13 protein-coding genes are annotated in these 13,757 nt (G+C 49.3%); 5 read left to right on the top strand and 8 right to left on the bottom strand.

Going from position 1 to position 13,757, the window contains the following annotated elements; translation table 11 throughout:
* Positions 1–40: 40 nt before the first annotated feature.
* Both EXW93_RS01415 and EXW93_RS01410 read right to left on the bottom strand, forming a co-directional pair.
* Positions 41–940 (bottom strand): DNA alkylation repair protein, encoded by a 900-nt coding sequence (locus tag EXW93_RS01415; RefSeq protein WP_254606171.1) that lies wholly within the window; start codon positions 938–940, stop codon positions 41–43.
* Positions 937–1,980 carry a bifunctional transcriptional activator/DNA repair enzyme AdaA gene (locus tag EXW93_RS01410; RefSeq protein WP_087681842.1) on the bottom strand — a complete coding sequence of 348 codons (1,044 nt, stop codon included), beginning with the start codon at positions 1,978–1,980 and terminating at the stop codon, positions 937–939. The genes EXW93_RS01415 and EXW93_RS01410 overlap by 4 nt, the downstream gene beginning before the upstream one ends.
* Positions 1,981–2,142: 162 nt before the next feature.
* Between EXW93_RS01410 and EXW93_RS01405 the strand changes: the two genes are divergently transcribed.
* From EXW93_RS01405 to EXW93_RS01390, 4 genes are all read left to right on the top strand, one after another.
* Complete coding sequence (locus EXW93_RS01405; RefSeq protein ID WP_174315934.1) at positions 2,143–2,718, top strand: class I SAM-dependent methyltransferase; 576 nt, start codon at positions 2,143–2,145, stop codon at positions 2,716–2,718.
* Positions 2,696–3,385, top strand: a complete 690-nt coding sequence (locus EXW93_RS01400) for a response regulator transcription factor (RefSeq protein ID WP_023466854.1) — start codon at positions 2,696–2,698, stop codon at positions 3,383–3,385. The genes EXW93_RS01405 and EXW93_RS01400 overlap by 23 nt, the downstream gene beginning before the upstream one ends.
* Positions 3,382–4,731 (top strand): sensor histidine kinase, encoded by a 1,350-nt coding sequence (locus EXW93_RS01395; protein ID WP_174315933.1) that lies wholly within the window; start codon positions 3,382–3,384, stop codon positions 4,729–4,731. Before EXW93_RS01400 ends, EXW93_RS01395 begins: the two co-directional genes overlap by 4 nt.
* A 135-nt stretch (positions 4,732–4,866) precedes the next feature.
* Positions 4,867–6,660, top strand: coding sequence for an acyltransferase family protein (locus tag EXW93_RS01390; RefSeq protein ID WP_174315932.1), 1,794 nt, complete (start codon positions 4,867–4,869; stop codon positions 6,658–6,660).
* A gap of 50 nt (positions 6,661–6,710) precedes the next feature.
* Here the strand turns inward: EXW93_RS01390 and EXW93_RS01385 are convergent, their stop codons facing one another.
* The 3 genes from EXW93_RS01385 to EXW93_RS01375 form a co-directional block, all read right to left on the bottom strand.
* Entirely contained in the window at positions 6,711–7,700 is a 990-nt protein-coding gene (locus tag EXW93_RS01385) for a copper resistance D family protein (protein WP_174315931.1), read from the bottom strand.
* A complete protein-coding gene (locus EXW93_RS01380; protein WP_023466847.1) occupies positions 7,697–8,224 on the bottom strand; it encodes a copper resistance CopC family protein in 528 nt (175 codons plus the stop codon). Before EXW93_RS01380 ends, EXW93_RS01385 begins: the two co-directional genes overlap by 4 nt.
* Before the next feature lie 63 nt (positions 8,225–8,287).
* Positions 8,288–9,658: a hypothetical protein gene (locus EXW93_RS01375; RefSeq protein WP_023466846.1), complete on the bottom strand. Its 1,371-nt coding sequence runs from the start codon at positions 9,656–9,658 to the stop codon at positions 8,288–8,290.
* A 245-nt stretch (positions 9,659–9,903) separates the two neighbouring features.
* Between EXW93_RS01375 and EXW93_RS01370 the strand changes: the two genes are divergently transcribed.
* Complete coding sequence (locus EXW93_RS01370; RefSeq protein ID WP_053452468.1) at positions 9,904–10,923, top strand: hypothetical protein; 1,020 nt, start codon at positions 9,904–9,906, stop codon at positions 10,921–10,923.
* Between the two features lie 66 nt (positions 10,924–10,989).
* On the opposite strand, the gene EXW93_RS01365 is transcribed toward EXW93_RS01370, so the two are convergent.
* From EXW93_RS01365 to EXW93_RS01355, 3 genes are all read right to left on the bottom strand, one after another.
* Positions 10,990–11,475 carry a FixH family protein gene (locus EXW93_RS01365; protein WP_023466843.1) on the bottom strand — a complete coding sequence of 162 codons (486 nt, stop codon included), beginning with the start codon at positions 11,473–11,475 and terminating at the stop codon, positions 10,990–10,992.
* Positions 11,468–12,835, bottom strand: coding sequence for a PepSY-associated TM helix domain-containing protein (locus tag EXW93_RS01360; protein ID WP_035399142.1), 1,368 nt, complete (start codon positions 12,833–12,835; stop codon positions 11,468–11,470). The genes EXW93_RS01365 and EXW93_RS01360 overlap by 8 nt, the downstream gene beginning before the upstream one ends.
* A gap of 276 nt (positions 12,836–13,111) precedes the next feature.
* Positions 13,112–13,693: a DedA family protein gene (locus tag EXW93_RS01355; RefSeq protein WP_053452466.1), complete on the bottom strand. Its 582-nt coding sequence runs from the start codon at positions 13,691–13,693 to the stop codon at positions 13,112–13,114.
* Positions 13,694–13,757: the final 64 nt, after the last annotated feature.

Genomic DNA, 13,757 nt, shown 5'->3' with positions numbered 1-13,757 from the left:
GAAACGATTGGCGTCGTTCGACTTGTAAGACACCTTTGACTTACCGCTCCCGCAGTTGAAACACCTTCCGACTCGTTCCGCGTTGTTTGACGTAATCGATCGCGTATTCAAGACGCAGACGTTGCTCGACGGAACTGTTTACTTGAAACGAAAACTGTAACTCTTGACCAATCGTCACTGGTGAGACGACCAAGTCCGTCACCTCGACCTCACCTTGCGTGACGTGTCCGAACAACTGTAATACTTCTGGATTTCCGCGCTTCAGTAACGTCCGGGAAGCGTGACGTAAAATCCAGTCTGTATTCGGATCTGTTCCTAAGTGACGTTCGATTCGCTCGATCAGGTATTCCGGATGTGTCTTTGAAATATCGTTCAAGTGATTGGCGACACTTTTTCGGACGTAGAGTGACGGATCCTGTAGTAAGGCGTCAAGAATCGGTAATGCTGGACGCGGATCAGCAATCAAACGCGGAATCGCTTGTCCCCACGGCAGACGCGGGCGTGTTCCTTCAGACGCTAAGCGCCGGACATGTTCATCATCTGATGTTGTCCATTTGAGTGCCTGCTCGAGGAAACGTTCCTGATCGACAAGTAGAAAACGCCGAACGGCGAACTCCGACGTCGAATGTTGCGTCAACTTGGCAAGTATCTCTATCGCAAGCGTCCAGTCAGAAAGGTCTGCCGTTCGTTCGACATACTCTGGAAAAACAATTCCCGGTAGCCCAGTAAACTGCGGTGCGAGTCGCTCTAGCTCCGACACCGAGTCCGGAAACGGTGGCAAGATCGTCTCCAGCGTCTCCGCCACACGACGGACACGTTGTTTAAACGCGAGTTCTTCCCAGTCTCCCTGCTCGACTCGTCTTCGAAAATCCGGTACATCGACCGCTGCTCCTAAGCGGTCGAGCCAACTCGGTGAAAATACATCTTTAATCAAACTCATCCTTCATCCAATCCTCTCTGTGTGCGCTCCAGTTTGAGCAATGTTTCCTTGCGTGCGAGTCCACCCGCGTATCCACCTAAATCTCCATTCGTCCGAATGACCCGATGGCACGGAATGACGATTGCCAGTTGGTTCGCTCCATTCGCTCGTGCGACGGCACGAACAGCAGTCGGTTGACCGATCCGGATCGCCAGCTCTTGGTACGAGATCGTCTCCCCACTCGGAATCCGCTCGAGTTCTTCCCAGACGCGGCGTTGAAATGGTGTCCCGTACCGCATCAGTGGCGTCTGAAACGATACCGGCTCTCCTTTGAAGTAACGACGGAGCTCCGCTTCGATCTGTCCAAAGACCGGTGATTCCCCGGGAACGATGACAGCGCGCGCTTTTTGACGTAATTGTTCGATTTCCCGCTCCAGTCCACGTCGGTCGACGAACTCGAGCAGATGTAAGAGTTGATCGTCGGCAATCGCCAGCATCGAACCGAGTGGTGTATCAAGCCATTTCGCGCGTAAGACCTGCCCGTCAAAGCGCGACGGTGCCTGCCCGAGAATCCGTGCTGACGCCTCACGAAAACCACTACTCGATTCATAACCTCCAGCCAACTGCCCTTCGATGATCGGCTTACCGGTCCGGATCTCCTTCATCGCAAGCCCCATCCGTCGTGCCCGAGCATACGCGACGAACGTCATTCCGAAGCGTTTCTTGAACTGGCGGCGTGCCGTTGATTCATCGAGACCAAGTGCTCGAAAATCGGCTTCCTTGAATCGTTTGTCTGGTTCTGCCTCGACCGCTTCGATCAAGCGTTGAATCGTACCATGATCGCCGGGATAAGCAAGCGGATGACAACGACGGCACGGTCGATAAGAGGCAAGTAATGCCTCTTGCGCCGTCTCAAAAAACTCACAGTTCTCTGCTTTCGGTTTTCGTGCCGGACACGTCGGACGGCAAAAGATGCCGGTCGTCTTGACACCAACAAAAAACGTTCCTTCGTACGTCGCGTCCCGGCGAACGAGCGCTTCATAATACGTGTGATGTTCCATCGCCTTCCCCTCCTTTGTCCTTAGTATACCGGCTTGTCCGGTCATCATGTCGCCGAAAATCAGGCATTGATATGTTTAAGATTCACTTAAGAAACATCGTCCTGTTTTCGAAAGGGACGATGTGCATACTACATGATATACTCAACGGAAAGTAGGGTTTTCATGTTTGATTTCTTAAAAGAAGCACTTCACGCACCACTCCGTGTCGGAGCCGTCGCACCGAGCAGTCCACGTCTGGCTGAAATGATGGCACGACGCGCCGTCGCCGATCGTCCACGCCAAATTCTTGAAGTCGGAGCGGGTGACGGAGCGATCACCAAAGCTTTACTGGCCGCTCGTTCACCGGAGACACATCTCTTGATTTGTGAACGGAGCGAAACGTTCCGCCCGGCACTCGAGCAGTTGCTAGCTCAAGAAACGAATGTCACTCTCTTCATTGGTGACGTTCAAGGATTATCCGATTCATGGAGCGGACAGATCGACGTCATCGTCAGTGGTCTCCCGTTCGCGTCATTCCCGGCAGCGTTGCGGCATGACTTATTAGCACAATTCCAAACGTTACTACGACCAGGCGGTCACTTCATCGCCTTTCAATACACCCGGTTCCAGTTCAAGATGTTCCGGGACTATTTCCAAGAACACAGTTATTCGCACACGCTCTACAATCTGCCCCCGGCTTATGTTTTCGAGGGGATACAACAGGAGGAATCTACACATGCCCACGCTCTTGATCGTTGACGATGAAGCAGACATCCGTCAATTGCTTCGACTGTATTTAACCAATGAAGGGTACGAGATCCTCGAAGCCGAAAATGGTGAGGAAGCGTTAGCGACTCTTGCAACGCGTCCAGTTGATGCGATGTTACTCGACGTGATGATGCCCGTTCGCGATGGCTTCTCGACCGTTCAAGCTGCGCGCGCTGCCGGTCACACGTTACCCGTCTTGATGCTGACAGCGAAACGCGAAGACATGGATAAAATTCAAGGTTTGACCTTCGGGGCGGACGATTACATCGGTAAACCGTTCAATCCGCTTGAAGTCGTCGCCCGCGTCAAGGCGCTGTTACGCCGCGTCAGTCAGTATCATGTCCCGACTACTGCTTCAGCGATTCAGGTCGGTCCGTTCACACTCAAAGAAGACGAACGCGTCATCTTTAAATACGATGTACCGCTCGCCCTGACACGCCGTGAATTTGATTGCCTGGCGCTCTTTTTGAGTCACCCCCGTCGTGTCTTCTCGGCTGAAGACCTGTATGAACGGGTTTGGCAGGAGGAAGCACTTGGTTCCGCGTCGAACGCTGTCATGGTCCTGATCCATAAGCTCCGCGACAAGATTGAGGATGTCCCGAAAGAACCGCGCCACCTCCAGACGGTCTGGGGCGTTGGTTATAAGGTTGAGCCATGAGACGGATCAAACTAACTGTTTGGATGCTCGTCTTACTCTTACTCGCCGCGGTTTTAAGTACGGCACTCGCCTGGTTGCTTGCGAGTCAGTTGCCGCTCGGTACGAAGACGGTTCCTCGGTACTATTACACGACAGAGCAAGAAGTCGTCCAAGACGTAAAACGTGATATCGCCCGTTACGAAAACGGGCAATCACCGAACGGTCCTTACGAGTGGGCCGTTTACAGTGCCGATAGTCGTCGCCTCGATGCATCTGACAAGTTTCCGGAAGACTTGACGCCCAGCCGGTTACTCGCTGCTCAAACACCGACGGAGCGAGAGCCGTCCGACATAGGAACGATCCGGACATTGCACCACATCGAAGCGATTTCCCTACCAAATGGGGCGTCCGGTTTTTTTCTGACGGTACAGACAGATAAACCGAGACTCAATGAATATCAAATCGGGAATTCGAACGCCTTCTTCGTCTTACAAGTCGTCTTGTTCATCCTCTTTTTACTACTCTTGACGCGTTGGATTGCCGGATTGTTCCGGGAACTCGAACGACGACTCGAACGGTTGACGGTCGAACCGCCACCAACTGAATCACTCCCACCGGTCAGAGGACCGAAGGAGTTTAAACTGTTCGCCCAATCGATCGAACGAATCGAACAGGAACTCCGAACGTTACGGATGCGTGATCAGGAGCGGTTCGTAGAACAGTTGCGCTTGATCACTAGTCTTTCGCATGACTTACGGACACCCTTGACCTCAATCCAAGGTTTCATCCAGTGGCTGACGGAAAAACATGAGACGTTATCCGCGACAGAACGCGCGGAACTTCTAGCGATCGTCATCCGCCAGTCGGAAACGCTCGCTGCCCGGATCGATGAACTGTTCACGCTCGCTAAATTATCGAACACCGATTATCCAGTCGAACGGATCTCACTCGATCTCGTGACCTTAACGGAACAAGTCCTGGAGCTGTTTCCCGGCATCGATGGCGTCATCGATGGTCCACCTCACGTGACATTGTTCGCCGATCCGATGCTCTTACGGCGCTTGCTTGAGAATTTGATTCGCAATGCGACGCTTCACGGAACTGGTGACCTTCGGATTTCGATCAAAGATGAAGCAGAAGGCATCCAGCTGATCTGCTCAAATGCGATTGAAACGACCTATACGCTAGAGGAACTAAACACGTGGCTGACGCCATTCGGGACGTCGGATGCTTCTCGCTCGTCTGGTGGCTCCGGCATCGGTCTGTCAATCGTTCAGCAAATCATGGCACGTCATGCGGGTAGTGTCGCATTGACTTCACAAGACAACCGCTTCATCGTGACCTGTCGTTTTCCACATGTTTCATAAGCCTGCATCCGATGTGCGCATCGGGTGCTTTTTTGGTCAGGTTGTTACTTCTTAGACACTTCTTTGAAATTGGAATTCGATACACTAAAGACTGTTAGAAATTAGTTGTCGTTTTAAAGGAGTTGTTCGTGTCTTATGAAATCCTCGTCTCGTTCGATTACATATATGCCAGGGCTTGATGGCTTACGTGCCTTCGCTGTTCTATCTGTCATTCTCTACCATCTGTCGGTTTCATTCTTCTCCGGTGGTTTCCTCGGTGTTGATCTCTTTTTCGTCCTATCCGGTTATCTGATTACCGGTCTCTTGTTACGCGAGTGGCAGACGACCGGACGCCTCGATTTGAAACGATTTTGGATTCATCGCTTCCGTCGCCTGTTCCCGGCCCTATTCGTCATGCTGTTACTCGTTCTCGGGTACGTGACCATCTTTGAACGCGAACTGTTGCATACGGTTCGCCAAGATAGTGCCTTTGCGCTCATTTACGGGACGAACTGGTGGTATATCTTCCATGACGTCTCCTATTTCGAGTCGTTCGGTAAGCCATCACCGATTCAAAACCTTTGGTCACTCGCAATCGAGGAGCAGTTCTACCTGCTATTCCCGATCTTACTTTGGTTCGGAATGAAAAATCGTCGCTTGTTCCTGCAATTGATGGGCGTTGCGATCGGTGCATCCGTGCTTGCGATGGCGATTCAGTTCACACCTGGTGAAGATCCAAGTCGTGTCTACTATGGCACGGATACTCGGTTATTCGCCCTATTGATTGGGAGTCTACTCGCTTTCGCGTGGCAACCAACCCGCTTTAAGCTCGATATCCCAAAACGTGGTGTCCGGTTACTGAATCAAATAGGTGCCGTTACTTTGCCACTCTTGCTTATATTGATGATTGTCACAAGTGAGTTCGGAAGCTTCTTATACCGGGGTGGCTTTTTCCTTGTCGCCGTCCTTGCTGCACTATTGATTGCTACAATTGCTCATCCGGCGTCGATTTGGAGTCAATGGTTTGCGCATCCAGCACTTGTTGCGATCGGTAAACGATCGTATGGTCTATATCTGTGGCATTTTCCCGTCATCACACTGATAACGCCAGTCGAGCAAATCGGCACGTTCTCATTACTTCGGACCGTGTTGATCGTCGTTGTGCTGATTGCGTTAACCGAAGCATCGTATCGCTTTATCGAACGTCCGATTCGTCAGCACGGACTATCCGGTTATTTAGAACGTCTGTCGTTACATCCGCGACAGTTACGTCAGTTTTCAACGATGCAGTGGACGAGTGTTGCCGTGTTGACGATTCTCATCGTCAGCTTCATCGGTAACTTATCGATTCTTGCTGTCTCCGATACGCCGAAGCCAGAACCTGCTTTCGAGAAGATAGCGGCGCCAAAAGAAAAACCGAAGCCGATCCTGAAACCGACGACACCAAAAGCAAAGCCCGATCAGCGAAAAATCTGTCGACCGACGCTTGCGATCGGGGACTCGGTCTTACTCGGTGTCGAAGATTATCTCGGCAGTACGCTCAAGCAATTGACGATTGATGCGAAACTCGGTCGTCAGCTGCGAGAAGCGATTCCGCTGAGTGAGCAGTATGCCGCGTATAATCGACATGGACGCCAAGTCATTCTCCACCTCGGAACGAACGGTAGCTTCCGAAAGGATCAGTTGAACAGTTTGCTCGATCAATTCGCAAATGCCGATCACGTCTATCTGGTCACTGCACGCGTCCCGCGTCCGTGGGAAGCAGAGGTCAATCAGATGTTACGCGAGGCATCGAAACGGAAGCGAGTCGAACTGATCGACTGGCATGCTGTTGCCGTCAAACATCCATCTTACTTCGAAGCAGATGGTGTCCATTTGAATATCAAGGGCGCACGTGCCTATTCGAAGATTCTTGCGAAAGCAACGAATTGCGCTGTTTCAACGAAATAAGACCACGTCAAACAAGGTAGCGGAACGATCCGCTACCTTGTTTTTTATACTCATCCTGTCGCTAGCAACCCAAGATAAATCAAACTGACGCTGAATAAACTCAGCAAGATACCCACTGCATGCCGACGATATCCTAGTAAAAGCAGTGGTAAGGTTGCAATCCCCATCATCAAAACCCATCCATTCCCCACTGGATCACCGGTCGGTAGTTGCCCTAGCGTCGGTTGTTCGAGACGGCTGAGTGAAGCACTCGCCATGAACAGCAATACTAAAATGATACTCTCCATCCGGAGTAACGGACGCGGATCGTACGTTGAGTCAAAACGCAACCGACGCCGAACAAGCGTGCCATTACAGAAAGCATAGAACAAAAGCGGTAACAATAAAAGGTGCTTCAGCAACAACGCTTGACCGTATGGCACGCCCCAGAGATTCGGATAACGTTCAAGCGGAATCGCCAGTTGCATCAGTAACAGCCCTGACAGGATGACACCCGTAAAGGCGATCCGGGCAAACGGACTGAACCAACTTAAAAAGGCAGACCAATGAACGGTCGAGCGAGCACCGATGGCTACCCAAAACACGACACCGATCCAAGCTGTCACACATAAGAAGTGACTAAACTGAAGCGTCCACCCGAGCGCACCGTATTTGGCCGCCGCGTGACTCGTTCCTGCGATGCCAATCCATAACGGGATCGTCAAGAGTGCGAGCAGGATGGATCGTAGCTTTTGCCATGCGAATACGATCAATAGGAGTAAAGCAGAGAAGTAAACGACAAGAAACATCCGACCGATATGCAACTCCAGTAATCCTGTTCGAAGAGCCTCTGTCATCGTTTGCGTCGAAAGTAGAAAACGAACGGCACCAAAGACCGGGATGCTCGTTCCAAGAACGAGCATCCCGAGTCCCGCTACCGCCCACGACGTACCGTCCATTAATAGCGGTTTTCGTTTCGTTGGGATGAAGCATAATACCAAATAGCCCATCCAAAGCGCTCCACCCATATAGACGAGTAGTTCTCCTAGAAACGCACTCATGTCGAACGACGACGTAACACGAGAAGGATGACGATACTGATTAACAGTCCCCCGACGATCCATGGGAGCAGTGTCGGAACGAGTCCTTTTGAAACAGGCTCTGCTTCAGGAACGACTGCTGCTTTTTTTTCCATCGGCTCAGCCTTTTCTACAGTGCTTGTTTCAGCTTTTGCCGCACCCAGTACCGTAAAACGGATCGTTCCTTTCACGGGATGACCATCATCTGAAATCGACGCCCACTTGATCGTGTATTTTCCTTCCGTTAAAGGCTCTGAGACGACAGCACTCAGTTCATTTCCGATGATAAGTGGTTTCGCAAGGGCTTGTTCAACTCCATTCGCGTCTACTACACGTAAGGTGCTCGTTTTTTCAACAGCCTCACTGAACGTCAAGCGGATCCGATCGACGGGTTCAGATAATGCCGATCCATCTGCCGGATTCGAGCTTTTTAAACTCGTGTGTGCTTCGACCGATATGGGCAACAGACAAATGAGGAACAGAAGGGCAAATCGGATGATGCGCATGTCGTTTACCTCCTTTCTGCTTGATGTGTACAAGAAAACCCGCTGTCACCAGCGGGTCGTCCTTTATTGTTGCGGGCGACGACGGAGTGCGAAGAATCCAAGGATCGATGCTGCTGCGATACCAAGCAGTGACCAGACGATACCTGTCGTCGATGCTTTTTCTTGCATACCACCGAGACCAGTGTTCGGCATTCCAGATGGTGCACCTTTGAATTTATCTGGGAACTGATCGACGATTGCTGTCGCAGTCCCTTCCCCTACACCGTACATATGCGCGTACGCTTCACGAATCGCTGGATACGTTTTGTCGTAATCTTTTTCATTATAGCTATTGAAAGCAAGCAAGAGTTGGTCAATGTGAACCTTTAATCCTTCTTCCAAATCTTTCGCTTTCAAACGTCCTTCTGTTGCTGCATCGAGGAATGCTGCCTGTTCAACACGGTACTCATCAAGTTCCTTCACAGCCATGTCGCGTGCTTGATCATCTTTCGCACCTGTTGCTTTGACATAGTCAACGAAGTAGCCGATGTGGCTCGACCAAATCTTCTTGAATTGTTGCGCTGCTTCACTACCATAAACAGAGCCAATCGAAGCTGTCAGGTCATCCGTATTTTGATTCAAGGCACCGGCCGCAGCGTCAAAGTCTTTTGCTCCGTCAATTCCTTTTTGCATCGCGAGCACTGCAAGCGCCGCGTGTTCAGAGAAGTTTCGGTTCAGTCCGGCACGAAGATCAGCTGCTGGTGTATCAACTTTCGTATTTTTGAATTTATCTGGGTACTGATCGACGATCGCACCAGATAACCCTTCTCCCACCATATACATATGCTCGATTGCTTTACGTAGATTACTGTAGGCAGCATCATAATCACCAGCAACGTAGCTATCAAACGATGTTAACAGTTGCGTGATATGGACTTTTAGTCCTGCTTCGAGATCCGCTGCCTTCAGACGTCCTTCCGTTGCTTTATCGAGGAACGCAGCCTGTTCGACACGATACTCATCAAGCTCTTTCAATGCTTTTTGTTTCGCGTCTTCGTCCTTGGCACCAGTTGCTTTGACGTAATCGACGAAGTAACCGATATGGCTCGCCCAGATTTCTTTGAAGGCAGCGCCTGCTTCTTCCCCGTAGACGGAACCAACAGCTGCCGCTAAATCATCCGTGTTTTGATTCAAGGCACCGGCTGCCTGCTCAAAATCTTCTTTACCATCAATTCCTTTTTGCATCGCAACGACTGCGAGATACGCGTGTTCAGATAGAATTTGATCGAGTGTCGCTCGTAAATCCGATGCTGGAGATGAGACATCGAGGGAGACTTTTCCTGAACTGTGAGACATCTTACTATGGTCCTCATGACCGTGAGCACTGACACCTGCTGCTGGAATCAACAATGCGGCACTAAGCGGAACAGCGAGATACGACTTTTTCATCTTCATCTTATGAACACCCCTTTGATTTTTTGGACTTCACATAGATAACGTAAGGAGTTCACGAATGGTTTTATCTTTTTACATTTTTTATTTAAAATATTTTTTCTGACGAAATAAACTTATGTAGCACTTTCATTATTTTTTAGTTTTTATTTACTCATTTCGCGAAATAGCCAACTTATTTTCTAATCATTTCATTAGAATCTTCTTATAACCTCATCTTTTATCTTTTATAGAACAGGAGTGGACTTATGAAACGGATTGTCATTGGCGCAGTACTTGCTTCGCTCGTCGTCTCGCAAGCAGTTGGACCTGTCGAAGCAAAAAGTAAAGCGAAGAAGAAACCTGTCGTGCAAGTCGATCGAGACAAAAATGGGATTCCAGATGCTTGGCAAAAACAATATCATTTGGGATATGGAAAACAAGTCGCAACAAAAGATCACGATCGCGACGGTTTGATGAATGTACAAGAGTATCAACTTCGTCTCAACCCAACTAAATTGGATTCGGATCGTGACGGGATCAAGGATGGGAAAGAGGATTCGGACCGCGACTCACTCACGAATCAACAAGAATACACAGCGCATCTAAATCCGTTGAAGAAGGATTCCGATCAAGATGGTATTTCTGATGATAAAGAAGATCAAGACAAAGATCGATTGACGACACGCGAAGAGTTCATCGTCGGTACGCAACCATTGAAAAAGGATTCAGACCGTGATGGCATCAAAGACAATGAAGAAGACCGGGACCGGGATACGCTTATCAACGAAGATGAATTTGAACTCGATTCTGATCCAACACAAGCAGACAGCGATCAGGACGGGACTCGAGACGATCAGGAAGATACGGATCAAGACGGAGTTCAGAATAATCAAGAACTCAAACGGATCATGATCAAAGTGACGGATACGAATAAGAAAAAGTTCGAGTGGCGTTACAGTAATGAACATCAACGGAAAGAATTGCGCTTTAAAGACGAGATCGGTATTACTGACGTTGCGACGTTAAAAGATCGTCTTCTCGTCACACCATCGATGACGGAAGAAGAATTATTAACGTTAGTCGCACAGGCGCTTCAATTACCAAACATCAAAACGTTACACGTCCAGATCAAGTTCTATAATGGACAGGAACTCGAATCAGAAGATGAGCACTCGGATGACGATGATTCTTCGGATGACTCAGAAGATGATGATCAAGATGATGATTCAGACGATCATGGAGACGATGACGGGGATGATCACGGAGATCATGGTGATGACGATTAATCGTCTATACGAAAAATGAGAGGACGGAATAGTATTCCGCCCTCTCATTTTTTATTTCATTATTCTTCAATGATGGTGACCGCTACTTCCGCCAGCTGGTTTTGCTCCACCTTGTAAGATTTTTAAATCTTCTTTCGATAACTCACCGACGATGAACTGCCGTGTTGGCATGATCATCGCACCTTCACTGCTTGCATGCGCTTTGACATAATACAAGCCGGATTTCGGTAGTGCCTTCGCAATCGTATAGACACCTGGCTTTGTCTCCTCTGCCGGTTCCATACTATAGCGTACTGTTCCATCCGCTTTCCAGATTTCGAAATGTACATAATCGACTTTTTGAACCGGTTTGGCTTCACGCCAGACTGTTGCTTCAAACGTCTGCTTTTTCTTGGCATCCGGTTGTAAGTCCTTTGGGATATTCATTTTGATCGATAACGGCTTAGCTACGGCATACTGTTCTGCTGCATCGGAATCGACCGCACAGCCAGCAAGACTCGTCGTCGTGACGAGCAGTCCGCCGAGCATGAGTGTTTGTATCGATTTACGCATTGAAGAACCTCCTTACACTCGGAATACGACGGATGACGAGGAAATCGACCAGCCAGACGACGAGCAACGATAGACCGACGAGCGGGAAGACGATTCCCAGCACGACAAGCACAGCGAGGAATCCTTTCAACATGAATGCTTTCGGTCCTTTCGGCGCCCCCATCCCTTTACTTGGTTTTCGCTTCAGCCAGAGATAGAAACCACTGACTGCCACGAGAATGATTCCGAGACAAATCAACAGACTAATTAACTGATTGAACCAGCCGAATTCCGTTCCCTTGTGGAGTGTGATCCCGGTCGCGACGATCTTTCCGACGACACCATAGTTGTCATAACGATAATCAGCGAGCACGGCACCGGAATATTGATCGAGATGGATCGTCGCTTCATTCTGTGCTTTCGCTGGATATGCAGACAGCGTATAGACACCGCTCGGGTCACTTGGAATACTGATCTTAAAGCTTGGATCCATCCCTTGTTGTTTGCCGATTGCAACGATGTCATCGATCGAAGCTGGAACAGCACCTTCGACTTTTGATTGCGGGACATCAAGTGTTTCGGCAGCCCACGGGACTTCCGCGATATCCTTCGTTTGAAGTGTTGACGTCGGTGCCTCCCCACCCCAGATGGACGGTGGATAACCAAGCCCTTGGTTCGTGACAAGGGACTGGAAGTTCGTTCCCCAGAAACCGGACCACGGTAAGCCAGTCAAGATCAGGAACAGCATCCCTGCTGTGATCCAGAATGCTGGAACAGCGTGGAGATCACGACGGAATAACTTCTTACCTTGACGAAGACGTGGGAACAAGACACCTGACAGTCCCTTTTGCTTACGCGGGAACCATAGGAACAGTCCCGTCACGATCAAGACGATTGCCCAACAGGCGACGAGTTCAACGATCCGATCGCCAGTCGTTCCCGCCATCAGTTCCCCGTGGATCTCTTCGATTTTATTCATGATCCGGTCATCGTCAGATAATGTTCCGATGATCTTACCAGAATACGGATTGACGAAGACCGTCGCCGACATGTCTGGTGACGAGACCTTCACTTCACTGGATCGATCGTCGGATTCACCCGGTCGGTACGACGTGACAAGTGCATCGGGATACTTCGCTTTGACGCGATCAATCTGTTCCGTCGCAGTGATGCGATCTGCTTGTGGTGTAACTTCATAATACGATTGATACAGGACGTTTTCGATTTGTGGCTTAAAAAGATAAATGGATCCTGTCACAGCAAGCATGACTAGGAACGGTGCAAAAATGATACCAGCATAAAAATGCCACCGCCAAATCGTCCGGTAAGCAGAAGAAGTCGGTGCTTTTTTGACCGTCTCTTCCGTCTGCATGAGATTCATATGTATCCTCCTCTGGCAATAAATATGTCCACTCTGTGAACACCTCCTAGTATAAGCGTTTACAATCCAATTTCAGCCACTTGCTTGTGACGATAAATTGCCAATACAGTGTGTAAATCAGGTAGCTTTTAAGAAGTGAAAAACGTCTTTTTTTGACAATGATTTCACTTTTCTTGTAGATTACTTCTTATTTCAAAAAACTATCCTTATTCATAAAACCAAACTTCATCTAAAAAAGCGAATCCTGATCTGGATTCGCTTGCTCGTTTGATGTTTTTATATTGAAGAACTTTCCTCGACTGATTCCTTTTGACGCCGATGATATACGATACCTGTTACTACTAGACCGATTAAGATGACTACGATCGCACTGATGATTCCGGGATTCACCTGAAGCCAGTTCCACAGCTCCGACCACGTCACAGCTTCTCCGATCCGGACGATCAAAAAAGTCCAGAGTCCTGTATACACGCCTGCTGCTAAGAATGTCATTACTAAATAACGCGGTAACGGATAACCGAGGAGTCCGGCGACATAATGAATCGGATGTCTGACGCCGGGTAAGAAGAACGATAGTCCGATCGCCCATAACCCGCGCCGTTCGATGATCGTTTCTGCTCGTTCTAAGAAACGTGACTTCATCCAGCGTTTGACGAGCGGAATCTCACGGAAGAACCGAGCAAGTAGATAAAACCACGTAAAGGCGATGAAGAAGACCGGCCATGCGGTCAACCAGATGACGACCGGGTACATCCCCTCTCGTAATCGAAGTGCTGCAAAACTCATCATCAAGACATCGTCCGACAATGGGGTGAACATGATTCCGCCAGCCAGGCGGACGAGTGCCATGATATCCATCACGTATCCCTTCTTTCTGTTTCTCTCTACTTTCAGTATCCCCGATTTTTCTGAAGTTGAGCCC

Origin of the sequence: Exiguobacterium sp. JMULE1 (genome assembly GCF_013337175.1) — a bacterium.
Taxonomy (GTDB): domain Bacteria; phylum Bacillota; class Bacilli; order Exiguobacteriales; family Exiguobacteriaceae; genus Exiguobacterium_A; species Exiguobacterium_A indicum.
This window is presented reverse-complemented; position numbering and strand designations above follow the sequence as displayed.

Coding starts and splice junctions, on each gene's coding strand:
- EXW93_RS01370 (WP_053452468.1), top strand. CDS start 9,904: ATGAAACGGATTGTCATTGGCGCAGTACTTGCTTCGCTCGTCGTCTCG.
- EXW93_RS01360 (WP_035399142.1), bottom strand. CDS start 12,835: ATGAATCTCATGCAGACGGAAGAGACGGTCAAAAAAGCACCGACTTCT.
- EXW93_RS01365 (WP_023466843.1), bottom strand. CDS start 11,475: ATGCGTAAATCGATACAAACACTCATGCTCGGCGGACTGCTCGTCACG.
- EXW93_RS01415 (WP_254606171.1), bottom strand. CDS start 940: ATGAGTTTGATTAAAGATGTATTTTCACCGAGTTGGCTCGACCGCTTA.
- EXW93_RS01390 (WP_174315932.1), top strand. CDS start 4,867: ATGAAATCCTCGTCTCGTTCGATTACATATATGCCAGGGCTTGATGGC.
- EXW93_RS01395 (WP_174315933.1), top strand. CDS start 3,382: ATGAGACGGATCAAACTAACTGTTTGGATGCTCGTCTTACTCTTACTC.
- EXW93_RS01400 (WP_023466854.1), top strand. CDS start 2,696: ATGCCCACGCTCTTGATCGTTGACGATGAAGCAGACATCCGTCAATTG.
- EXW93_RS01410 (WP_087681842.1), bottom strand. CDS start 1,980: ATGGAACATCACACGTATTATGAAGCGCTCGTTCGCCGGGACGCGACG.
- EXW93_RS01405 (WP_174315934.1), top strand. CDS start 2,143: ATGTTTGATTTCTTAAAAGAAGCACTTCACGCACCACTCCGTGTCGGA.
- EXW93_RS01380 (WP_023466847.1), bottom strand. CDS start 8,224: ATGCGCATCATCCGATTTGCCCTTCTGTTCCTCATTTGTCTGTTGCCC.
- EXW93_RS01375 (WP_023466846.1), bottom strand. CDS start 9,658: ATGAAGATGAAAAAGTCGTATCTCGCTGTTCCGCTTAGTGCCGCATTG.
- EXW93_RS01355 (WP_053452466.1), bottom strand. CDS start 13,693: ATGGATATCATGGCACTCGTCCGCCTGGCTGGCGGAATCATGTTCACC.
- EXW93_RS01385 (WP_174315931.1), bottom strand. CDS start 7,700: ATGAGTGCGTTTCTAGGAGAACTACTCGTCTATATGGGTGGAGCGCTT.